The sequence below is a fragment of the Escherichia sp. TC-EC600-tetX4 genome (genome assembly GCF_019356055.1).
In the GTDB taxonomy this organism is placed as follows: Bacteria; Pseudomonadota; Gammaproteobacteria; order Enterobacterales; family Enterobacteriaceae.
This window is the reverse complement of record NZ_CP079924.1, coordinates 2,433,269-2,456,411: the sequence shown is the minus strand read 5'-3', so window position 1 is coordinate 2,456,411 and position 23,143 is coordinate 2,433,269. Positions and strand designations below refer to the sequence as shown.

The 23,143-nt window shown below is 48.4% G+C and carries 19 protein-coding genes and 4 pseudogenes; 13 read left to right on the top strand and 10 right to left on the bottom strand.

Features of this window, described 5'->3' with window-relative positions:
* Window positions 1-20: 20 nt before the first annotated feature.
* From KXD89_RS11840 to KXD89_RS11810, 7 genes and pseudogenes are all read left to right on the top strand, one after another.
* Window positions 21-473 (top strand): annotated as a pseudogene (locus KXD89_RS11840) (DUF1627 domain-containing protein); the annotation flags it as partial.
* Window positions 474-668: 195 nt separating this feature from the next.
* Window positions 669-854 (top strand): prophage lysis lipoprotein RzoD, encoded by a 186-nt coding sequence (rzoD, locus tag KXD89_RS11835; protein WP_001228696.1) that lies wholly within the window; start codon window positions 669-671, stop codon window positions 852-854.
* A 196-nt stretch (window positions 855-1,050) separates the two neighbouring features.
* Complete coding sequence (gene trkG / locus KXD89_RS11830) at window positions 1,051-2,508, top strand: Trk system potassium transporter TrkG (protein ID WP_001097895.1); 1,458 nt, start codon at window positions 1,051-1,053, stop codon at window positions 2,506-2,508.
* Between the two features lie 137 nt (window positions 2,509-2,645).
* Entirely contained in the window at window positions 2,646-2,909 is a 264-nt protein-coding gene (locus KXD89_RS11825) for a ParB/Srx family N-terminal domain-containing protein (RefSeq protein WP_001350510.1), read from the top strand.
* Window positions 2,890-3,249 carry a protein YdaY gene (ydaY, locus tag KXD89_RS11820; RefSeq protein WP_000091628.1) on the top strand — a complete coding sequence of 120 codons (360 nt, stop codon included), beginning with the start codon at window positions 2,890-2,892 and terminating at the stop codon, window positions 3,247-3,249. Before KXD89_RS11825 ends, ydaY begins: the two co-directional genes overlap by 20 nt.
* A gap of 473 nt (window positions 3,250-3,722) precedes the next feature.
* Window positions 3,723-4,655 (top strand): annotated as a pseudogene (locus tag KXD89_RS11815) (phage tail length tape measure family protein); the annotation flags it as partial.
* A gap of 2 nt (window positions 4,656-4,657) precedes the next feature.
* A pseudogene (locus tag KXD89_RS11810) lies at window positions 4,658-4,873 on the top strand (Ail/Lom family outer membrane beta-barrel protein); the annotation flags it as partial.
* Here the strand turns inward: KXD89_RS11810 and KXD89_RS22445 are convergent.
* Together KXD89_RS22445 and KXD89_RS11805 are read right to left on the bottom strand one after the other, a co-directional pair.
* Window positions 4,785-5,033, bottom strand: a complete 249-nt coding sequence (locus KXD89_RS22445) for a hypothetical protein (protein ID WP_306304598.1) — start codon at window positions 5,031-5,033, stop codon at window positions 4,785-4,787. The pseudogene KXD89_RS11810 and the gene KXD89_RS22445 overlap by 89 nt on opposite strands.
* Complete coding sequence (locus KXD89_RS11805; RefSeq protein WP_000019448.1) at window positions 5,015-5,995, bottom strand: IS5-like element ISKpn26 family transposase; 981 nt, start codon at window positions 5,993-5,995, stop codon at window positions 5,015-5,017. Before KXD89_RS11805 ends, KXD89_RS22445 begins: the two co-directional genes overlap by 19 nt.
* Window positions 5,996-6,064: 69 nt before the next feature.
* On the opposite strand from KXD89_RS11805, the pseudogene KXD89_RS11800 reads away from it, so the two are divergent.
* From KXD89_RS11800 to KXD89_RS11790, 3 genes and pseudogenes are all read left to right on the top strand, one after another.
* Window positions 6,065-6,253 (top strand): annotated as a pseudogene (locus KXD89_RS11800) (Ail/Lom family outer membrane beta-barrel protein); the annotation flags it as partial.
* Between the two features lie 64 nt (window positions 6,254-6,317).
* Window positions 6,318-9,680, top strand: coding sequence for a prophage tail fiber N-terminal domain-containing protein (locus KXD89_RS11795; RefSeq protein WP_000279097.1), 3,363 nt, complete (start codon window positions 6,318-6,320; stop codon window positions 9,678-9,680).
* On the top strand, window positions 9,680-10,255 hold the full coding sequence (locus KXD89_RS11790) for a tail fiber assembly protein (protein ID WP_001698950.1): 576 nt from the start codon (window positions 9,680-9,682) through the stop codon (window positions 10,253-10,255). The genes KXD89_RS11795 and KXD89_RS11790 overlap by 1 nt, the downstream gene beginning before the upstream one ends.
* Window positions 10,256-10,352: 97 nt before the next feature.
* On the opposite strand, the gene KXD89_RS11785 is transcribed toward KXD89_RS11790, so the two are convergent.
* The 6 genes from KXD89_RS11785 to nifJ all read right to left on the bottom strand — a co-directional run bounded on the left by KXD89_RS11785 (window position 10,353) and on the right by nifJ (window position 18,053).
* The gene (locus KXD89_RS11785; protein WP_000078178.1) at window positions 10,353-10,943 is read right to left on the bottom strand and encodes a recombinase family protein; all 591 of its coding nucleotides are present in this window, start codon (window positions 10,941-10,943) and stop codon (window positions 10,353-10,355) included.
* 316 nt (window positions 10,944-11,259) lie between these two features.
* Complete coding sequence (ydfK, locus tag KXD89_RS11780; protein WP_000836770.1) at window positions 11,260-11,493, bottom strand: cold shock protein YdfK; 234 nt, start codon at window positions 11,491-11,493, stop codon at window positions 11,260-11,262.
* Between the two features lie 68 nt (window positions 11,494-11,561).
* Entirely contained in the window at window positions 11,562-11,675 is a 114-nt protein-coding gene (locus tag KXD89_RS11775; protein WP_120795384.1) for a YnaM/YnfT family protein, read from the bottom strand.
* A gap of 778 nt (window positions 11,676-12,453) precedes the next feature.
* Entirely contained in the window at window positions 12,454-12,888 is a 435-nt protein-coding gene (uspF, locus tag KXD89_RS11770) for a universal stress protein UspF (RefSeq protein WP_001300461.1), read from the bottom strand.
* 140 nt (window positions 12,889-13,028) lie between these two features.
* The gene (gene ompN / locus KXD89_RS11765; RefSeq protein ID WP_000837921.1) at window positions 13,029-14,162 is read right to left on the bottom strand and encodes a porin OmpN; all 1,134 of its coding nucleotides are present in this window, start codon (window positions 14,160-14,162) and stop codon (window positions 13,029-13,031) included.
* Between the two features lie 366 nt (window positions 14,163-14,528).
* The gene (gene nifJ / locus KXD89_RS11760) at window positions 14,529-18,053 is read right to left on the bottom strand and encodes a pyruvate:ferredoxin (flavodoxin) oxidoreductase (RefSeq protein WP_000628244.1); all 3,525 of its coding nucleotides are present in this window, start codon (window positions 18,051-18,053) and stop codon (window positions 14,529-14,531) included.
* A 273-nt stretch (window positions 18,054-18,326) separates the two neighbouring features.
* On the opposite strand from nifJ, the gene KXD89_RS11755 reads away from it, so the two are divergent.
* Window positions 18,327-18,593, top strand: coding sequence for a DUF333 domain-containing protein (locus KXD89_RS11755; RefSeq protein ID WP_001295715.1), 267 nt, complete (start codon window positions 18,327-18,329; stop codon window positions 18,591-18,593).
* On the opposite strand, the gene hslJ is transcribed toward KXD89_RS11755, so the two are convergent.
* Together hslJ and ldhA are read right to left on the bottom strand one after the other, a co-directional pair.
* Window positions 18,590-19,012: a heat shock protein HslJ gene (hslJ, locus tag KXD89_RS11750; protein WP_001298828.1), complete on the bottom strand. Its 423-nt coding sequence runs from the start codon at window positions 19,010-19,012 to the stop codon at window positions 18,590-18,592. The two genes, KXD89_RS11755 and hslJ, sit on opposite strands and share 4 nt — an antisense overlap.
* A 110-nt stretch (window positions 19,013-19,122) precedes the next feature.
* Window positions 19,123-20,112 carry a D-lactate dehydrogenase gene (ldhA, locus tag KXD89_RS11745; RefSeq protein WP_000762236.1) on the bottom strand — a complete coding sequence of 330 codons (990 nt, stop codon included), beginning with the start codon at window positions 20,110-20,112 and terminating at the stop codon, window positions 19,123-19,125.
* Between the two features lie 207 nt (window positions 20,113-20,319).
* Here ldhA and KXD89_RS11740 point away from each other — a divergent pair, with 207 nt between their 5' ends.
* Both KXD89_RS11740 and KXD89_RS11735 read left to right on the top strand, forming a co-directional pair.
* Window positions 20,320-22,959, top strand: a complete 2,640-nt coding sequence (locus KXD89_RS11740) for a YdbH family protein (RefSeq protein ID WP_000900941.1) — start codon at window positions 20,320-20,322, stop codon at window positions 22,957-22,959.
* Complete coding sequence (locus tag KXD89_RS11735) at window positions 22,956-23,141, top strand: YnbE family lipoprotein (protein ID WP_000698145.1); 186 nt, start codon at window positions 22,956-22,958, stop codon at window positions 23,139-23,141. The genes KXD89_RS11740 and KXD89_RS11735 overlap by 4 nt, the downstream gene beginning before the upstream one ends.
* Window positions 23,142-23,143 lie beyond the last annotated feature (2 nt).

Sequence of the window (23,143 nt, the reverse complement as noted above, 5' to 3'; positions counted from 1 at the left end):
TTTACCGGGAGAAAAATTTAATGGAGACTGTTTTTGACGCACTGAAAGCAATGGGAAAAGCCACATCCATAGAACTTGCTGCGCGACTTGATATCAGTCGTGAAGAAGTGCTGAACGAACTATGGGAACTGAAAAAGGCTGGTTTTGTTGATAAAAGCGCGTACACCTGGCGTGTGGCTGATAACAATGTTCAGCAGGAACAGCCAGCGCAGGCAGAACTGCCGGAAGAAATCACCACAGCAACAGTAGCGAAAATCTCAGAGTGCGATTTAACCGCGACGATTGAACAACGAGGACCACAAACGGCTGATGAGCTGGCTACATTGTTTGGTACCACATCACGCAAAGTGGCTTCAACGCTGGCAATGGCAATCAGCAAAGGTCGTCTGATTCGCGTAAATCAGGGCGGTAAATTTCGTTACTGCATACCGGGCGATAATTTACCAGCAGAGCCGAAAGCAGCATCGGTATCTCCGCTCTGGTTATCTGCATCGTCGTCTGCCTGTCATGGGGTGTTAATCATTACCGTGATAACGCCATCGCCTACAAAGAACAGCGCGACAAAAATGCCAGAGAACTGAAGCTGGCGAACGCGGCAATTACTGAGATGCAGATGCGTCAGCGTGATGTTGCTGCGCTCGATGCAAAATACACGAAGGAGTTAGCTGATGCGAAAGCTGAAAATGATGCTCTGCGTGATGATGTTGCCGCTGGTCGTCGTCGGTTGCACATCAAAGCAGTCTGTCAGTCAGTGCGTGAAGCCACCACCGCCTCCGGCGTGGATAATGCAGCCTCCCCCCGACTGGCAGACACCGCTGAACGGGATTATTTCACCCTCCGGGAACGACTGGTAATGATGCAGGCCCAACTTGAAGGTGCTCAGCAATACATAACCGAGCAGTGTTTAAAGTAAAATCTTAACTACAATATGATTCATTTTGATGATTGTTTCATAAGGAACAGTGAAGTAAGATCTAAGAGGAGTTAAATTTTATACAGTATAATCATAATATTGCAGCAAGGTGGTTATAATTGAAAGAATATTTAGATATGAATACATCTCATGTAAGAGTTGTTACTCATATGTGTGGGTTCCTGGTTTGGCTCTATAGTCTTTCAATGTTGCCACCAATGGTTGTAGCATTGTTTTATAAAGAAAAAAGCCTGTTTGTTTTCTTTATAACTTTCGTTATATTTTTTTGCATTGGTGGCGGAGCGTGGTATACAACTAAGAAATCTGGCATTCAATTACGTACCCGTGATGGGTTTATTATAATTGTAATGTTTTGGATTTTGTTTTCTGTTATTAGTGCATTCCCTTTATGGATTGACTCAGAACTTAATTTAACGTTCATTGATGCTCTGTTTGAAGGGGTTTCTGGAATAACAACAACAGGAGCAACTGTAATTGATGATGTTAGTTCATTACCTCGGGCATATTTGTACTATCGGTCACAGTTAAATTTTATAGGTGGTTTAGGAGTTATTGTTCTGGCGGTTGCTGTATTGCCATTATTGGGTATTGGTGGTGCAAAGCTTTATCAGTCAGAAATGCCGGGGCCATTTAAGGATGACAAACTCACTCCCCGCCTGGCCGATACGTCACGGACACTGTGGATAACTTATTCTTTATTAGGTATTGCTTGTATTGTCTGTTATAGACTTGCAGGAATGCCTTTGTTTGATGCTATTTGTCACGGGATTTCCACAGTTTCGCTTGGTGGTTTCTCAACTCATAGCGAGAGTATCGGATATTTTAATAACTATTTGGTTGAGCTGGTGGCTGGTTCTTTTTCCCTGCTATCGGCTTTCAACTTCACTCTTTGGTATATTGTTATTAGCAGGAAAACGATAAAACCTTTAATCAGAGATATTGAACTTCGTTTCTTTCTGTTAATAGCCTTAGGGGTGATCATTGTTACCTCTTTCCAGGTCTGGCATATAGGTATGTATGACTTGCATGGAAGTTTTATTCATTCGTTTTTTCTTGCCAGCTCCATGCTCACTGATAATGGTTTAGCTACGCAGGATTATGCAAGTTGGCCCACGCACACGATAGTGTTTTTGCTGTTGTCAAGTTTCTTTGGGGGATGTATAGGTTCAACTTGTGGTGGAATTAAGTCACTTCGATTTCTTATACTTTTCAAACAAAGCAAACACGAGATAAATCAGCTTTCTCATCCCAGAGCGTTGTTGAGTGTAAATGTAGGAGGGAAGATAGTTACAGATCGTGTAATGAGGTCTGTATGGAGTTTCTTTTTTCTTTATACTCTCTTCACGGTGTTTTTTATACTGGTGTTAAATGGTATGGGATATGATTTTCTTACATCATTTGCAACAGTGGCTGCATGTATTAATAATATGGGATTAGGTTTTGGGGCTACTGCATCGTCATTCGGAGTGCTTAATGACATTGCAAAATGCTTAATGTGCATAGCTATGATTCTTGGTCGCCTTGAAATTTATCCTGTTATTATATTGTTTTCAGGTTTTTTTTGGCGCTCCTAATATATGGCTGATTTATAATTGTGAGTTTAATATTATGTTGACTCACTCATTGATCCAATACCTAACTTTACCAGCAACACCTCCGTCCCCAGTAGCACTGGCTGCTGGGGTGCGTTTTATTCATAAAGCAAGGCTGTATGAGCGAGAAATTAAAGATAGTCTATCGCCCATTACAAGAATTGTCACCGTATGCGCACAACGCCAGGACGCACAGTACTGAGCAGGTGGCACAACTGGTAGAAAGTATTAAGCAATTCGGCTGGACTAATCCGGTGCTGATTGACGAAAAGGGCGAAATTATTGCGGGTCACGGTCGTGTTATGGCGGCTGAAATGCTCAAAATGGATTCTGTTCCGGTCATTGTTCTGTCTGGCCTGACGGATGAGCAGAAGCAGCGATAACGATCAGTATCGCTCCCGTAATGCATTAATCCGTCGCCACATTGAGAAAATGGATGCCAGTTTGCACGTCGGAACGAAGGAGTTTGATATTTCAAAGGTTTCCGAGGTGGATTCTGTTGATGATTTACTCATTGATAATGCCGCTCGTTATCTGCTGAAAGACTGGAAAGGGGTTGGTGAACTGGTTAATGGTGTTGAGGTTGCACTGGAATATACGGCAGAACGAGGGATCGCGCTGCTTAAGCAGAATCCAGAGTTGTACTGGCAGATCCTTGCAGAAGCAGCCAGCATCGCCCAGGGTAAAGAGCAGCAGAAGCAGGATACGATAAAAAAGCCATAGCTGCCCAGCGGTGGTTATCGGAGTTCGGGGGAGAAAGGGGGGAAAAGGCAAGATGGAAGCGAGAAAAACTCAGGTTGCCACCGATACCGGAACCAGAAATAGACCCGGTGCTTAAGGAGTTGTTGTACGCCTATTCGGTAATATCCCGTGCCCGACGTTATGCTGGAATGGCTGGGGTGCCTTTGCCTTTATCTCTGACAGAGATAAATGAATATTTAGCCACTCATCCGGTATTGATTGAGCGCGATGAATTTGAAGCAGTGATCTTTGCACTGGATGACCAGTATTTTCAGGAGCAGTGTGTGTAGTTGTTAATTACGTACACTCTGTTACAGAGATGTGATGGTGTCTTTAATTAAATCGATGATGCTCCTGGAGAAAAGCATTGCGTGGCCTCGTAATCGCTATATCTACTATTATGTCGCCTGAAACCCACTTCGCGGTGGGTTTTTTGTTGTCAGGAGTTTTAATAAATGGCAGAGCAAACCTCGCGTCTCGCAATAATTATTGATAGCACTGGAGCGAAAAATAATGCTGACAATCTGACCTCCTCATTAGTCAAAATGACGCAGGCTGGGGAAACTGCTGCAAATAGCGCAGGGAAAGTGACTAAGGCAACAGAAGATGAGAAGAACGCGCTCGCAAAATTAAAAGCAGCTATTGATCCAGTTGGTGCCGCAATTGATACTGTCGGTCGACGCTATTCTGAATTAAAGAAATTTTTCGATAAAGGGCTTATTGATAAAGAAGAATATGAATTTCTTGTCCGTAAACTTAATGAAACCACAGAGGAATTGAGCGGGGTTGCGCAAGCGCAGAGAGAAGCCGAGAAGGCCGGAAAACTTGCTGCCGCTCAGCAGGAAGCGCAGGCTCAGGCCTTTCAAAGAATGCTGGACAAGATCGACCCTCTGGCTGCGGCGCTAAGAAATCTTGAACAACAGCATGATGAACTTAATGCTGCGTTTGCATCCGGGAAAATAAATGGTTCTCAGTTTGAGAATTATAGCCGAAAAATACAGGAAACACGGCGAGAGCTTACCGGAGAGGCTCAGGCAGAGCGAGAAGCAGCAAAAGCGCATGATGAACAGGTTGTTGCTTTGCAACGTCTGATTGCTCAACTTGATCCTGTCGGAACTGCTTTTAATCGTCTGGTAGAACAACAGAAACAGCTCAATGAAGCAAAAGCTAAGGGGATGCTTTCTCCTGAAATGTATGAGGAGCTTTCTGGAAAACTTCGTGCTATGCGGAGTGAGCTTGAGGTTACTCAATCACAATTAAGCAAAACCGGAATGTCGGCAAAACAAACGGCTTTTGCTATGCGCATGTTGCCTGCACAAATGACGGATATTGTTGTTGGGTTGTCCACTGGTCAGTCGCCATTTATGGTGTTAATGCAGCAGGGCGGCCATTCAGCTATGCAGGAGACAAGAATCGCCAGCTTACCCGTTACAGCGATACCCGCTGGCATGAAGATTCCGTGCGTAACCGCTGGTTCAGCGTGATGGTGGGGCCGTCTGTGCGCGTGAATGAATGGTTCAGCGCGTATGCGATGGCGGGTATGGCTTACAGCCGTGTGTCGACTTTCTCCGGGGATTATCTCCGCGTAACTGACAACAAGGGAAGGTGCGAATAAGCAGGTCATTTCTTCCCAAGCTGACTCGCTGATTAAAATTTCGCGGATCTGGGCCGATTTTTTTCCCGCAAACACATCGAATCAGCCTATTTAGGCTATTTTTTCCACCATTTCTGGCGTTATTTCCGGTTTTTACTGAGATCTCTCCCACTGACGTATCATTTGGTCCACCCGAAACAGGTTGGCCAGGGTGAATAACATCGCCAGTTGGTTATCGTTTTTCAGCAGCCCCTTGTATCTGGCTTTCACGAAGCCGAACTGCCGCTTGATGATGCGAAACGGGTGCTCCACCCTGGCACGGATGCTGGCTTTCATGTATTCGATGTTGATGGCCGTTTTGTTCTTGCGCGGATTCTGCTTCAAGGTTTTTACCTTGCCGGGACGCTCGGCGATCAGCCAGTCCACATCCACCTCGGCCAGCTCCTCGCGCTGTGGCGCTCCTTGGTAGCCGGCATCGGCTGAGACAAATTGCTCCTCTCCATGAAGCAGATTACCCAGCTGATTGAGGTCATGCTCGTTGGCCGCGGTGGTGACCAGGCTGTGGGTCAGGCCACTCTTGGCATCGACACCAATGTGGGCCTTCATGCCAAAGTGCCACTGATTGCCTTTCTTGGTCTGATGCATCTCCGGATCGCGTTGCTGCTCTTTGTTCTTGGTAGAGCTGGGTGCCTCAATGATGGTGGCATCCACCAAAGTGCCTTGGGTCATCATGACGCCTGCTTCGGCCAGCCAGCGATTGATGGTCTTGAACAATTGACGGGCCAGTTGATGCTGCTCGAGCAGGTGGCGGAAATTCATGATGGTGGTGCGATCCGGCAGGGCGCTATCCAGGGATAATCGGGCAAACAGGCGCATGGAGGCGATTTCGTACAGGGCATCTTCCATGGCACCGTCGCTCAGGTTGTACCAATGCTGCATGCAGTGAATACGCAGCATGGTCTCCAGCGGATAGGGCCGTCGGCCATTGCCCGCCTTGGGATAAAACGGCTCGATGACAGCGGTCATATTCTGCCATGGCAGAATCTGCTCCATGCGGGAGAGGAAAATCTCTTTTCGGGTCTGACGGCGCTTAGTGCTGAATTCACTATCGGCGAAGGTGAGTTGATGGCTCATGATGTCCCTCTGGGATGCGCTCCGGATGAATATGATGATCTCATATCAGGAACTTGTTCGCACCTTCCCAAGGGGAAAACGCACGACGTGCTGACCGGAAGTGATGACGGTCGCCACAGCAACACGTCTCTGGCGTGGGGAGCTGGCGTGCAGTTTAACCCGACCGAATCCGTGGCCATTGATATTGCTTATGAAGGCCCCGGCAGTGGCGACTGGCGCACTGACGGTTTCATCGTGGGTGTCGGTTATAAGTTCTGATTAGCCAGGTAACACAGTGTTATGACAGCCCGCCGGTTCAGGCGGGCTTTTTTGTGGGGTGAATATGGCAGTAAAGATTTCAGGTGTACTGAAAGACGGCACAGGAAAACCGGTACAGAACTGCACAATCCAGCTGAAAGCAAAACGTAACAGCACCACGGTGGTGGTGAACACGCTGGCCTCAGAAAATCCGGATGAAGCCGGGCGTTACAGCATGGACGTTGAGTACGGTCAGTACAGCGTTATTCTGTTGGTGGAAGGATTCCCGCCGTCACATGCCGGGACCATTACCGTGTATGAAGATTCTCAACCCGGTACGCTGAATGATTTTCTCGGTGCCATGACGGAGGATGATGCCCGTCCGGAGGCACTGCGCCGTTTTGAACTGATGGTGGAAGAGGTGGCGCGTAACGCGTCCGCGGTGGCACAGAACACGGCAGCCGCGAAGAAGTCAGCCAGTGATGCCAGCACATCAGCCCGTGAGGCGGCAACCCATGCGGCTGATGCTGCGGACTCAGCACGCGCAGCCAGCACGTCAGCCGGACAGGCCGCGTCGTCGGCTCAGTCAGCGTCTTCCAGCGCAGGAACGGCATCAACAAAGGCCACTGAAGCATCAAAAAGTGCTGCCGCTGCAGAGTCCTCAAAAAGCGCGGCGGCCACCAGTGCCGGTGCGGCGAAAACGTCAGAAACGAATGCTTCAGCGTCACTACAATCAGCAGCCACATCTGCATCCACCGCGACCACGAAGGCATCAGAAGCTGCGACCTCGGCCCGGGATGCGGCGGCCTCAAAAGAAGCGGCAAAATCATCAGAAACGAACGCATCATCAAGCGCCAGTAGTGCAGCTTCCTCGGCAACGGCGGCAGGAAATTCCGCGAAGGCGGCAAAAACGTCCGAGACGAACGCCAGGTCTTCTGAAACGGCAGCGGGACAGAGCGCCTCGGCTGCGGCAGGCTCAAAAACAGCGGCTGCGTCGTCTGCCAGTGCAGCGTCAACAAGTGCCGGGCAGGCCTCAGCCAGTGCCACCGCCGCCGGAAAATCGGCAGAAAGCGCCGCATCGTCTGCTTCAACAGCCACAACGAAGGCTGGCGAAGCCACTGAACAGGCCAGCGCAGCAGCGAGGTCTGCTTCCGCAGCGAAGACATCCGAAACGAACGCGAAAGCGTCGGAAACAAGCGCAGAATCCTCAAAAACGGCTGCCGCATCGTCAGCCAGTTCGGCGGCGTCATCGGCATCATCGGCGTCTGCTTCAAAAGATGAGGCGACCAGACAAGCGTCAGCAGCGAAGAGCAGCGCCACGACGGCATCCACGAAGGCGACAGAGGCTGCTGGCAGTGCGACGGCGGCAGCTCAGAGCAAAAGTACGGCGGAATCCGCGGCAACGCGCGCCGAGACAGCAGCTAAACGGGCAGAGGATATTGCATCCGCCGTGGCGCTTGAGGATGCAAGTACGACGAAAAAGGGGATAGTACAGCTCAGCAGTGCGACCAACAGTACGTCTGAAACGCTGGCGGCAACGCCAAAGGCAGTAAAATCAGCCTATGACAATGCAGAGAAACGTCTGCAGAAAGACCAGAACGGCGCTGATATACCCGATAAGGGATGCTTCCTGAACAACATTAACGCGGTCAGTAAAACAGACTTTGCTGATAAGCGTGGTATGCGTTATGTGCGGGTTAACGCTCCTGCAGGTGCAACATCTGGAAAATATTACCCTGTTGTTGTTATGCGTTCTGCTGGCTCAGTAAGCGAACTGGCATCAAGAGTCATTATCACCACGGCAACGCGAACCGCAGGCGATCCGATGAATAACTGCGAGTTTAACGGATTTGTTATGCCTGGTGGCTGGACTGACAGGGGGCGTTATGCTTATGGCATGTTCTGGCAATATCAAAACAATGAACGAGCCATTCACTCAATAATGATGAGTAATAAGGGCGATGATTTGCGCTCTGTGTTCTATGTTGATGGCGCTGCTTTCCCTGTTTTTGCGTTTATTGAAGATGGCCTGTCAATATCCGCACCTGGTGCTGATCTCGTTGTTAATGATACGACCTATAAGTTTGGGGCAACAAATCCGGCGACTGAATGTATCGCGGCGGACGTTATCCTTGATTTTAAGAGTGGGCGTGGTTTTTATGAGTCTCATTCGTTAATCGTTAACGATAACTTGTCGTGCAAAAAACTTTTTGCCACAGACGAAATTGTAGCGCGTGGTGGTAATCAGATTCGAATGATAGGTGGGGAGTATGGTGCATTATGGCGTAATGATGGCGCTAAAACTTACCTGCTGCTTACCAATCAAGGTGATGTTTATGGTGGCTGGAATACATTAAGACCGTTTGCTATTGATAACGCAACCGGCGAACTGGTTATTGGAACCAAACTGTCCGCAAGTCTGAACGGTAATGCATTAACAGCAACAAAGCTGCAAACGCCAAGACGGGTTTCTGGTGTTGAGTTTGATGGTTCCAAAGATATTACTTTAACCGCCGCGCATGTGGCTGCTTTTGCCAGAAGGGCAACGGATACATATGCCGATGCGGATGGTGGCGTTCCATGGAATGCCGAATCTGGCGCTTACAATGTCACCCGCTCTGGCGACAGCTATATTCTGGTTAACTTCTATACCGGAGTCGGAAGTTGCCGGACCCTGCAGATGAAGGCGCATTACAGAAATGGTGGTCTGTTCTACCGTTCTTCAAGAGACGGTTATGGTTTTGAGGAAGACTGGGCAGAAGTTTATACCTCGAAAAATCTTCCACCAGAAAGCTACCCAGTCGGCGCACCAATCCCGTGGCCATCAGATACCGTTCCGTCTGGTTATGCCCTGATGCAGGGGCAGGCTTTTGACAAATCTGCTTACCCGAAACTTGCAGCCGCTTATCCGTCAGGCGTGATCCCTGATATGCGTGGCTGGACGATTAAGGGCAAACCTGCCAGTGGTCGGGCCGTATTGTCTCAGGAACAGGACGGCATTAAATCGCATACCCACAGCGCCAGCGCATCCAGTACAGATTTGGGGACGAAAACCACATCGTCGTTTGATTACGGCACTAAATCCACGAATAACACCGGGGCACATACACACAGTGTGAGCGGCTCTACAAACTCGGCTGGAGCACACACACACTCACTAGCCAACGTGAACACGGCTAGTGCTAACTCCGGTGCTGGTAGTGCATCAACAAGATTGTCTGTTGTGCATAATCAAAACTATGCAACATCATCTGCTGGCGCACATACCCACTCACTGTCCGGCACTGCTGCAAGCGCAGGTGCACACGCGCATACTGTCGGTATTGGTGCTCATACGCACTCCGTTGCGATTGGTTCACATGGACACACCATCACCGTTAACGCTGCTGGTAACGCGGAAAACACCGTCAAAAACATCGCATTTAACTATATTGTGAGGCTTGCATAATGGCATTCAGAATGAGTGAACAACCACGGACCATAAAAATTTATAATCTGCTGGCCGGAACTAATGAATTTATTGGTGAAGGTGATGCATATATTCCGCCTCATACAGGTCTGCCAGCAAACAGTACCGATATTGCACCGCCAGATATTCCGGCTGGCTTCGTGGCTGTTTTCAACAGTGATGAGTCATCGTGGCATCTCGTTGAAGATCATCGGGGTAAAACGGTTTATGACGTGGCTTCCGGCAACGCGTTATTTATTTCTGAACTCGGTCCGTTACCGGAAAATGTTACCTGGTTATCGCCGGAAGGGGAGTTTCAGAAGTGGAACGGCACAGCCTGGGTGAAGGATACGGAAGCAGAAAAACTGTTCCGGATCCGGGAGGCGGAAGAAACAAAAAACAACCTGATGCAGGTAGCCAGTGAGCATATTGCGCCGCTTCAGGATGCTGCAGATCTGGAAATTGCAACGGAGGAAGAAATCTCGTTGCTGGAAGCATGGAAAAAGTATCGGGTATTGCTGAACCGTGTTGATACGTCAACTGCACAGGATATTGAATGGCCAGCACTGCCGTAGGGTAAAACATATAAATTCTATAATTAGATGTATCTTTCCATTTACGGCAAGGAAGGGGGCTTGGAAGACGTAAAGCATCTCACACCGAGATTATTTTTTATATGTCAGGTGTCTGAAGTTTTGCTTTGGCTCTTAAAATGGTTTGCCGCGAGGTTTTGAATTCCCGGGCAATGGCACTTATACTTACACCTGACTTAATTCGTTCGAATACCACCTGTTTCTGTTCTTCATTTAACACAGGAGGTCGACCAAAACGTTTCCCTGCGCCGCGGGCTCTTACTATCCCGGAATGAGTGCGTTCAAGTAAAAGGTCTCGTTCAAATTCAGCGACTGCTGAAATTACTTGCATCATCATTTTTCCTGTTGGACTGGTCAGGTCAATGCCCCCCAATGCTAAGCAATGCACTCTGATACCTGTTTCGGTCAGTTGTTCCACTGTTTTCCTGATATCCATTGCATTACAACCAAGGCGATCCAGTTTTGTCACAATCAATTGATCACCACATTTCAGGCGAGCAAGCAACCGGTTAAAACCAGGACGCTCACTGGTTGCTGCTGAGCCGCTAATGTGTTCTTCGATTATTTGCTGAGGTTTGATTTTAAAACCTGCACTTTCGATTTCCCGGCGTTGATTTTCGGTGGTCTGATCCAGCGTTGATATCCGACAGTAAGCAAAAATTTGAGACATAGTGAGACTCTATACGAAATTGGTGTTCATATCATAATGCATCTCAGAAAATAATTATGATTATTTTTGTGCATATTTGTATGTACACGTTCGAAAATAAACGAATGCGTATGCAACCCCGTAATTTTGGTGAGACCCAAAATCGATTTTGTGAAAAATGGCTTTAACTCGGTTTGTTTTTCGAGTTCCGGGCGGACTCAAGGAAGAAGAATAGTGTTGCGTGTTATTTTAACCAGATTTCAAGTTGTTTGGTCGTGGAAAAGTGGAGCAAAATGTTGTTAAAGTGGAAAAATGATAAAAAAGTAAGTTTATTATATTACATTTTACCATTTAAATTTTGGTTGTCTTTAAGAACTGATATCGCTGTTTGTAATAATTCTTTGTTATCCAGCCATGATGTTTTCTTTATGTTTCCTTCAATGTAATCAAGCAATGTTCTGGTATTGATAGGTCTTCCCTGTTTTGCTACTTCCACTACAGCATCCCCTAGGATAATTCTTACTTCAGGAAGCTGCGCAGGGAACCACTTTAGGGTGTCTTTTGATTTCATGAAGATATTCCTTAAAATATTATTGATTTTCATTGCGATATTGTATGTCTGATTCAGGATATGTTGACTTATACATCGGTTTTGTCTGGGTTATTGGATATGCCAATCCCTAATTTTATTAGAGCATGACTAAAAATGCTGAATATGATAAGGAGCGAAGTGATTATCAGTATGCTGTTCATATAGCCTCGAATTAGTAATGTGTTATATATGATATAGTTGACAATTTTTATCCTGGGTGTTCTTAAAGTTCGTAGATAAACATTGTCGTTTCAGGTATACAGGAATGCTAACAGGTGGCGGCAAAAATCAGGCGGTTTATGGCGCAAGCTGAAGTGGCAACTGCAAACTATCTTATGCAGAGACTCTACACGGATTGGGTTTAAAAGTATACATAGATAACAGTTTTTATCTGAAGAAGAAAAATATCAAGGTGATATAGCCTATATGCCTTTGATGCGGAGGAATGAATGTGATGGGAGTGATGTATCTGAATAGTTGAAAAACCGCAGTCACGTCGTATGCAAGAACGTGCTGCGGTTGGTTTGACTTTGATTGAGACGTTTTGGAATTTTTTTCGGTGGCAAAAATGGGGCAAAACGCTGCAAAAGGGGCAAAAAAGGGGCAAAAAAAGAGTGGATTATCGTAGCTTATTGTTGTCGCTGATGATATTTAACACATTGAAAAATAAGTAAAATACTTATGAGTCAGAGAGTTGTGATTTTTGCCCTTACTTGTTCAGGTTGTATTGTTCTTTCTTACTAATTTCTTGATTTTGCGACATTTAAAAGCGACTCAATTCGTTATATGGCATCAGAAGAGTATGCGTCATGCCGGAACGCCCAGCATAAGAAATCTGATATAAAAAACTGTGGCGTGTATGGTACGGATTAGAGGGGAAAATGTCAGCACATTTGCGAAATGAATCAAAAAGCCCGCAGCAATGTGCGGGCGTTAGTGTCAGCGCACAACCAGCACGGAGCACTCTGCGTGACGCACTACAGCTGCGGCGTTGGAACCGAGCAGATAAGTGGTGATATCCGGTCGATGGGAAGCAATGATGATCATATGAGCGGGGATCTTCTTCGCCAATTCCAGAATGCGGTCTTTGGGCGAGCCTTCCTCAACATGGACATGCACTCTGTCGGTTGGCAGTTTAAATTTTTTAATGATCTCTTCCAGTTGCGATTTGGCTTCCGCTTTCAGGTCATCCATTGCCGGTAATTCTGCGGAATACGCTAAACCCAGAGAGGCATAGTAGGGCAGTGAAGGTATTACCGTCAGGAAATGAACCTCTGCATCATCAATCTTTGCCTCTTCCTCAACGTGGCTAATCACGCGTTGAGTTAATTCTGAATCGGAAATATCGATAGGGACAAGAATCGTTCTGTTCATAAAACCTCCTGTTTTAGTATCCGCATAAAGTGTAACGCCAGATGACACTTTTTGTGTAATGACGGAGTTCACATTTTTAATTTAGATCAAAGGAGGAAGAATAAGCAGAAAAAGCCCGCCATAACAGCGGGCAGGAGGATTTAGAACTGATAAACCAGACCTAAAGCGACAATATCATCGGTAGAGATGCCATTGGCAGCGTAGAAGCTGTCATCTTCATCCAACAGGTTGATTTTATAGTCAACGTAGGTGGACATGTTTTTATTGAAATAGTAAGTCGCGCCAATATCGGCGTATTTAACCAGATCTTTATCATCAACACCTGCCGGGTTGTCTGCACCACCCGCAGCGTGCAGGTCACGGCCTTTAGACATCAGGAAAGAGACTGCCGGACGCAGACCAAAATCAAACTGGTACTGTGCAGTGACTTCAAAATTCTGGGTTTTGTTTGCCACAGCATAATCGCTGTCGCCAAACGGGGTCATATTACGCGTTTCTGAATACATGGTTGCCAGGTAAATATTGTTAGCATCGTATTTTAGCCCAGCAGTCCACGCGTCTGCTTTATCACCACCCGCCGCAGTATGGTTAACCTGGTCATTGGTGCGGTCAGAAGAGGTGTATGCCGCACCAGCGCTAAAGCCCATGCCTAAATCATATGTTGTGGAAAGACCCCAGCCGTCACCGTTTTCATGGCGAACATCACGTCCGTTGTTGGTGCCTTCCTGACCATTACTGGCTCCTTCGTTGTTACCTTGATACTGCACCGCGAAGTTCAGACCATTTACCAGACCGAAGAAATCAGTATTACGATAAGTCGCGACGCCATTGGCTCGACCAGTCATAAAGTTGTCTGCATTGGTATAAGAGTCACCGCCAAATTCAGGCAGCATATCGGTCCAGCCTTCGATGTCGTACATTACGCCATAATTACGTCCGTAATCGAAAGAACCGTAATCTGCAAATTTCAGCCCGGCAAATGCCAGACGGGTCCATGACTGGTTTTTTGAAGATTCAGTGTTGTTTGCCTGAATATTGTATTCCCATTGACCGTAGCCAGTGAGTTGATCGTTAATTTGGGTTTCGCCTTTAAAACCCAGACGCGCATAGCTCTGGTCGCCATCTTTCGCTGAATTATCAGAAAAATAATGCAGGCCATCAACTTTGCCATACAGATCTAATTTGTTGCCGTCTTTATTATAAACTTCGGCTGCATGTGCAGCACCTGCGGCGAGCAGGGCAGGAATTAAAAGTGCCAGTACTTTGCTTTTCATTGAATAAATCCTTTAGTTATTTTATTTGCCTTTTATCCCCATTTCGGGGAGTGAAAACATCCTAAAGGAGAAGTTCAGTTAGCCGATAAATATCATTTGTTACGCCTTAAGTAAAACCTTAATCAAATAATTCCTCTGAAATGATAATAAGTCTGGTGAATGTATCGAAGATAATACATACAAAATAAAAATTATACTTTTAATTTGCTATACGTTATTCTGCGCGGGTTATATGCCTTTATTGTCACAGATTTTATTTTCTGTTGGGCCATTGCATTGCCACTGATTTTCCAACATATAAAAAGACAAGCCCGAACAGTCGTCCGGGCTTTTTTTTTAGAATTGGATAATCCTTATCCAGAGCATTTAATCGGTGTTGCTTTTTTCCGCTTTTCCGGCCATTTGTGCCAGGAAGTCATAGCGTTTTTGCAAATCAGCTGCAGCATCTTTCCATAACTGTTCTGCCACTTCTGGCTGCTGCGAATTCAGCCGACGGAAACGTTGCTCGTGAAGTAACGTTTCTTCCGGTGCTTCTGACGGCGGGCGTGAATCCAAGGCCAGCGGCAGTTTGCCTTCATCGGCACGACGCGGATCAAAGCGATATAGCGGCCAGAAGCCGGTAGCTGTGAGTTGGCGCATCTGGTCGTGGCTGAGTGCCAGATCGTAACCATGCTCTTCACACGGGCTATAAGCAATGATCAGCGATGGCCCCGGATACGCTTCCGCTTCCTGAATCGCTTTCACCGTCTGGTTCAGCTGCGCGCCGAGAGAAATCTGCGCCACATAAACATGACCGTACATCATCATACTGACGCCAAGATCTTTACGCGCTTTACGTTTGCCGTGCTCGCCAAATTTAGTTACTGCACCCAGCGGTGTCGCTTTCGACGCCTGACCACCGGTGTTGGAATAGCATTGCGTATCCAGCACCAGAATGTTGACGTTTTCCGTCAAACTCAATACATGATCCAGACCGCCAAAGCCGATATCGTAAGCCCAGCCATCACCACCAATCAGCCAGATTGATTTTTCCACCAGTGCATCTGCATCACGTAGCAGTTCATGTGCTTCGGCAACATCGTTGAGTTGCTGGCGTAAAGCTGCAACCTGTTCACGACGAACCTCTGGCGTGGCGTCTGATTTCAACGCCGTCAGTAATTCCGCCGGGATTTTATCGGCAAATTGATCCAGCAGACGCAGCACGCGGACACGGTGTTGATCGACCGTCAGGCGGAAACCAAGGCCAAATTCGGCATTATCTTCAAATAGAGAGTTCGCCCATGCCGGCCCACGACCGTTGGCATCGGTGGTATACGGTGTAGAGGGCAGGTTACCGCCATAAATTGAAGAACAGCCAGTGGCGTTAGCGATCAACATCCGGTCGCCATAGAGCTGAGTCAGTAATTTAATATACGGCGTCTCGCCACAACCGGAGCAAGCACCTGAATATTCAAACAGCGGTGTAATCAGCTGCGATGTACGAATATCAATACGTTCCAGTTTGCTACGGTCGATTTCTGGCAGGTTGAGGAAGAAATCGTAATTGATTTTCTCTTCTTCGACATGTTCCAGGCGAGACATCATATTGATGGCTTTAATCTCTGGATTCTGACGGTCTTTCGCCGGGCAAACTTCGACGCACAGGTTACAACCGGTGCAATCTTCCGGTGCCACCTGCAAGACATATTTCTGCCCGCGCATATCACGCGATTTCACATCCAGCGAATGCAGGCTGGCAGGGGCGTTTTCCATCGCTTCAGGCGGCACCACTTTTGCGCGAATAGCTGAGTGTGGGCAAGCGGCAACGCAGTGGTTACATTGGGTACAGAGTTCCTCTTTCCAGATGGGGATCTCTTCGGCGATATTGCGTTTTTCCCAGCGCGTAGTGCCCATCGGCCAGGTGCCGTCTGGCGGCAGCGCCGAAACGGGGAGGGCGTCACCAAGCCCGGCGAGCATCGCAGCGGTTACGGTTTTCACGAAATCAGGGGCGGCATCGGAAACCACTGGCGGTCGATTGGCGCTGTGCGGATTTACCGGTTGCAACGGAACTTCTTCTACGGATTCACGCGCCAGCGCCAGAGCCTGCCAGTTGCGTTCCACCAGATCCTGGCCTTTGCTACTGTAACTTTTGGCAATCGCACCCTGCAATTCTGCGAGGGCGCTATCGCCAGGCAGAATTTGCGTCAGATGGAAAAAAGCCATCTGCATGACGGTATTAATACGGGCCGCCAGGCCACATTCGCGGGCGATTTTCGCCGCGTTAATCACATAGAAGCGCGCTTTTTTCTGGTTTAACACGGCCTGAACTTCTTGCGGCAAGCGCGACCACACTTCATCTGCGCTGTACGGCGTGTTGAGCAGGAAAATGCCGCCAGGTTTTAAACGCTCAGCCATCTGATATTTATCGATAAACTGCAACTGGTGGCAGCCAACAAAATCAGCCTGGGAAATGAGATAAGCGGAACGAATCGGCTGTTCGCTCACTCGAAGGTGAGAAACCGTCAGGCCGCCCGCCTTTTTGGAGTCGTAAACAAAATAGCCCTGTGCGTACCACGGCGTGGAATTACCGATAATCTTGATATTGTTTTTGGTCGCGGAAACGCTGCCATCACTACCAAGGCCATAAAACAAGGCTTCCAGTTTCGCCGAGTTTGGCAGGGTGTTTTCCGGCAACGGCAGTGACAGATTGGTCACATCATCGTAAATACCAACCGTAAAGCGCGCTTTCGGTTTAGCCGCGTTGAGCTCGGCAAATACCGCCAGTACACAGTCTGGGCCAAATTCTTTGGATGAAAGACCATAGCGCCCACCAATGACACGGGGCAGAGTTTCGCGCTCGCCATTATTAAAGGCTTCTGCCAGTGCGGTCATTACATCCAGATAGAGCGGTTCTGCCTGGGCACCGGGTTCTTTGGTTCTGTCCAGTACCGCCACGCTGCGTACGGATCCCGGCAGAGCTTGCAGTAAATGTTTAGCGGAGAAGGGGCGGTACAGGCGAACTTTCAGCACGCCAACTTTTTCGCCACGGGTTAGCAATTCATCAACCACTTCTTCACAGGTGCCAATGGCAGAGCCCATCAGGATAATCACCCGTTCCGCTTGCGGATGCCCGTAATATTCAAACGGCTGATACTGACGACCTGTCGCGGCAGAGAAATCATTCATCGCCTGTTCAACATGGTCATAGACCGCGTTGTACCATGGGTTGGTGGCTTCGCGAGACTGGAAATAAGTGTCAGGATTGGCGGACGTACCGCGGATCACCGGATGTTCCGGGTTGAGTGCCCGGGCGCGATGAGCATCAATTTCGACCTGCGGCATGAGATCAAGAATCGTGTCATCGGCCAGCGGGACAATTTTATTGATTTCGTGGGACGTGCGGAAACCATCAAAGAAATGAATAAATGGCACGCGGCTTTTCAGCGTCGCGATTTGCGAAATGAGAGCAAAGTCTTGCGCTTCCTGGACGTTTGCTGCACACAACATCGCGCAACCCGTCTGGCGCACCGCCATAACGTCGGAATGATCGCCAAAAATAGAGAGTGCATGTGTGGCAACGGTACGTGCCGCTACATGCAGGACAAACGGTGTTAGTTCGCCTGCCAGTTTGTACAGCGTCGGGATCATCAGCAGCAAACCCTGCGATGACGTAAACGATGTTGAAAGGGCACCCGTCTGCAAAGCGCCATGCACGGTAGCGATAGCACCCGCTTCCGACTGCATTTCAACCACGCGTGGTGTGTCTCCCCAAACGTTCTTTAAGCCGTTTCCGGCCCAGGCATCAGCCTGTTCTGCCATCGTGGAACTGGGGGTAATAGGGTAGATGGCGATAACTTCACTGGTGCGAAATGCGACCGAAGCAACCGCGCCATTACCGTCAATAGTAATCATATGACACCCTTACATTGCGCAAATGAGGGGCGCACGAAATTGCTGCGCGCCCAGTAGTAATCTTTCAATTTTAGCAAATGGCTTTCTTCTGCATTTTCGCTTTTGTGTCCCCCACATCAGCGTAATGAATGTTTTGATCAAACAGAGGGCAAAAAAATAGCCATAAAAAAGTAAAAATGCGGGGCAACGCGCAGGACAGCTCTCGACGCCGCCCTCTGTGCTGCCTATTATTTATGGCGGTGTCGTTTGGCTTGAAGATCAGAGGAAGAAAAGATGCGAGCAGCGTTTTGGGTAGGGTGTGCCGCTTTATTGTTGTCGGCGTGTAGTAGTGAACCTGTTCAGCAGGCGACTGCCGCGCACGTAGCGCCAGGTTTAAAAGCGTCGATGTCCAGTAGTGGAGAAGCAAATTGTGCAATGATCGGCGGTTCGCTTTCTGTTGCCCGTCAACTGGATGGTACGGCGATTGGGATGTGTGCATTACCCAACGGCAAACGCTGTAGCGAACAGTCACTTGCCGCCGGGAGCTGTGGCAGCTATTAATTCATTAAATCCGCCAGCTTATAAGTTAATGTCTGTTTTGCGGTCGCCAGCGTTAACTGGTTCGCGGTCAGATCCACTTGTGCACCTTCTTTCAGCATTTCGCTAATGGTGTTATCGAGTTCATTAAGCTGCGGGTTAGCGCACATCATACGGGTCATTGCCAGCCCTTTGGCTGTCAGTTCACCATTAGACAGTTTGCCTTCACCGCTAAAGCGGTTACACATGCTGCCGGAAATCATCATTTTTTCACCAAAGCTGATTTCTGGCGGATTTTTATCGCTGGTCACGGGCTTACCGTTTACGCTTTCCAGCACAAAGCGATGATGCTGTAGCTGTTCTGGCGTAACAGCAATTTTGTCATTACTTACACATCCCGCCATCAGCAGGCTTAGCGCAACAAACGCGGCTACTTTCTTCATTGTGGTTCTCAATTACAGTTTCTGACTCAGGACTATTTTAAGAATAGAGGATGAAAGGTCATTGGGGATTATCTGAATCAGCTCCCCTGGAATGCAGGGGAGCGGCAAGATTAAACCAGTTCGTTCGGGCAGGTTTCGCCTTTTTCCAGATTGCTTAAGTTTTGCAGCGTAGTCTGAGAAATACTGGTCAGAGCTTCTGCTGTCAGGAATGCCTGGTGCCCGGTAAACAGCACGTTGTGGCAGGCAGACAGGCGACGGAATACGTCATCCTGGATCACGTCGTTGGATTTATCTTCAAAGAATAGATCGCGTTCGTTCTCATACACGTCCATACCCAACGAACCAATTTTCTGATTTTTCAGCGCTTCAATTGCTGCCTGAGAATCAATCAATGCACCGCGACTGGTATTGACGATCATCACGCCATTTTTCATCTGTTCGAAGGCGGCTTCGTTCAACAGATGATAGTTTTCCGGTGTCAGCGGGCAGTGCAGAGAGATAACGTCTGATTCAGAGAACAGGGTTGGCAGATCGACATACTCCACACCGAGTTCCAGCGCCGCTGCACTTGGATACGGATCGAACGCCAGCAGACGCATACCAAAACCTTTCAGAATGCGCAGCATCGCCACACCGATTTTACCGGTACCGATAACGCCTGCCGTTTTGCCATACATAGTAAAGCCGGTCAGACCTTCCAGAGAGAAGTTAGCATCACGGGTACGCTGATACGCGCGGTGAATACGGCGGTTCAGCGTCATCATCATACCGATGGCGTGTTCAGCAACGGCCTCTGGATCATAGGCTGGAACACGGACTACTTTCAGCCCCAGTTCTTTTGCCGCGTCAAGGTCGACGTTATTGAAACCGGCACAGCGCAGGGCGATATATTTAACGCCGTGCTTTTTCAGCTCTTCCAGCACCGGGCGGCTGCCGTCATCGTTTACGAAAATACATACCGCTTCGCAGCCATTGGCAGTTTTAGCGGTTTTTTCCGTCAGCAGAAAGTCAAAAAATTCCAGCTCAAAGCCAAAGGACTCGTTCACCTGTTGCAGGTACTTCTTGTCGTACTGTTTTGTGCTATAAACGGCGAGTTTCATAAGACTTTCTCCAGTGATGTTGAATCACATTTAAGCTACTAAAAATATTTTACAAAATTTCAAATTTAATTGAAAGCTATGGCGATATTGAAAAATTCATCAACAACTATGCTTAGTGTAGGCGCAACCTTCAACTGAACGGTTAAACATGCCACAATACCCGTATTGAATGCTTAATTTTTCGCTAAATCAGGATATTAACTACCCATGCTGGGTAAATATAAAGCCGTTCTCGCGCTGTTATTACTGATTATTCTTGTGCCGTTGACGCTGCTGATGACGCTCGGGCTGTGGGTTCCCACGCTGGCGGGCATCTGGCTACCGCTCGGGACACGTATTGCATTAGATGAAAGCCCACGCATTACGCGTAAAGGTTTAATCATTCCCGATCTCCGTTATCTGGTGGGAGATTGTCAGCTTGCGCATATCACCAACGCCAGCCTTTCACATCCCAGCCGCTGGTTATTGAACGTCGGCACGGTAGAACTTGATTCTGCTTGTCTGGCGAAATTGCCGCAGACGGAGCAATCGCCAGCCGCTCCAAAAACACTCGCGCAGTGGCAGGCCATGCTGCCTAACACCTGGATCAATATCGATAAACTGATTTTTTCTCCCTGGCAGGAATGGCAGGGAAAACTCTCTCTCGCATTAACCTCTGATATCCAGCAACTGCGTTATCAGGGCGAAAAAGTTAAATTTCAAGGCCAGCTGAAAGGGCAACAACTTACAGTCAGCGAACTGGATGTCGTCGCGTTTGAAAATCAGCCGCCGGTAAAACTGGTGGGGGAATTTGCTATGCCGCTCGTGCCGGATGGACTTCCTGTAAGTGGGCATGCTACTGCGACGTTAAACTTGCCGCAGGAACCGTCACTGGTGGATGCCGAGCTGGACTGGCAGGAAAATAGCGGGCAATTGATCGTGCTGGCACGGGATAACGGCGATCCGTTGCTCGATTTGCCGTGGCAAATTACTCGTCAACAATTGACCGTAAGCGATGGTCGCTGGAGCTGGCCGTATGCAGGTTTTCCTTTGAGTGGCCGACTGGGTGTCAAAGTCGACAACTGGCAGGCAGGGCTTGAGAACGCTCTGGTCAGCGGACGACTGAGTGTGCTGACCCAGGGGCAAGCGGGTAAGGGCAACGCGGTGCTTAATTTTGGCCCAGGAAAATTAAGCATGGATAACAGTCAGCTGCCTCTGCAGCTGACCGGTGAAGCGAAACAGGCGGACCTCATTTTATATGCCCGTTTACCTGCGCAGCTAAGTGGAAGTCTGTCTGACCCAACGCTGACCTTTGAGCCAGGCGCGTTACTTCGTTCAAAGGGAAGAGTCATCGATTCGCTGGACATCGATGAAATCCGCTGGCCTTTAGCGGGTGTAAAAGTCACCCAACGTGGTGTTGACGGACGTTTGCAGGCCATCTTGCAGGCGCATGAAAATGAACTGGGCGATTTCGTGCTGCATATGGATGGGCTGGCGAATGATTTTCTCCCTGACGCTGGCCGCTGGCAGTGGCGCTACTGGGGAAAAGGGAGTTTTACACCGATGAATGCCACCTGGGATGTCGCAGGAAAAGGTGAGTGGCATGACAGCACGATTACGCTGACCGATCTCTCCACCGGTTTCGACCAGTTACAATACGGTACGATGACGGTAGAAAAGCCGCGATTAATTCTCGACAAGCCCATCGTCTGGGTACGTGACGCACAGCATCCCTCCTTTAGCGGCGCGCTGTCACTGGACGCCGGGCAAACGCTGTTCACTGGCGGCAGTGTGTTACCGCCATCAACCTTAAAATTTAGCGTCGATGGGCGCGATCCTACCTATTTCCTCTTTAAAGGCGATTTACATGCTGGTGAGATTGGCCCGGTTCGGGTAAATGGTCGCTGGGACGGTATTCGTCTGCGCGGTAACGCCTGGTGGCCTAAACAATCACTGACCGTATTCCAGCCGCTGGTGCCACCCGACTGGAAGATGAACTTACGCGATGGTGAACTGTATGCTCAGGTTGCATTTTCTGCTGCGCCTGAACAAGGATTCCGCGCGGGAGGACACGGCGTGTTGAAAGGCGGTAGTGCCTGGATGCCAGATAATCAGGTTAACGGTGTCGATTTTGTCCTGCCTTTCCGTTTTGCCGATGGAGCCTGGCATCTGGGGACTCGCGGCCCCGTTACGTTGCGAATTGCCGAAGTGATTAATCTGGTGACAGCGAAAAATATTACGGCTGATTTGCAAGGGCGTTATCCGTGGACTGAAGAAGAACCCTTGCTGTTGACTGATGTTAGCGTCGATGTGTTAGGCGGTAACGTACTGATGAAACAATTACGTATGCCGCAACATGACCCGGCGCTGTTGCGGCTGAATAATCTCTCATCCAGCGAACTGGTTAGCGCCGTCAATCCGAAACAATTCGCCATGTCCGGGGCATTTAGTGGTGCACTGCCGTTATGGCTGAACAATGAAAAATGGATTGTGAAAGATGGCTGGCTGGCGAATAGCGGGCCGATGACATTGCGACTGGATAAAGACACTGCGGATGCGGTGGTAAAAGACAATATGACTGCGGGTTCAGCAATTAACTGGTTGCGCTATATGGAAATTAGCCGTTCATCGACAAAAATTAATTTAGATAATCTCGGTTTATTAACCATGCAGGCCAACATTACAGGTACCAGTCGCGTTGATGGTAAAAGCGGTACGGTAAACCTTAATTACCATCATGAAGAGAATATTTTTACGCTGTGGCGCAGTTTACGCTTTGGCGATAATCTCCAGGCATGGCTGGAGCAGAACGCACGTCTGCCGGGAAATGACTGTCCGCAAGGAAAAGAGTGTGAGGAAAAACAATGAAAATTTTACTGGCTGCGTTGACGTCATCTTTTATGCTGGTTGGCTGTACGCCTCGCATTGAAGTCGCTGCACCTAAGGAACCGATCACTATCAATATGAACGTTAAAATTGAGCATGAGATCATCATCAAGGCAGACAAAGATGTCGAAGAGCTGCTTGAAACTCGTAGCGATCTTTTCTGAGG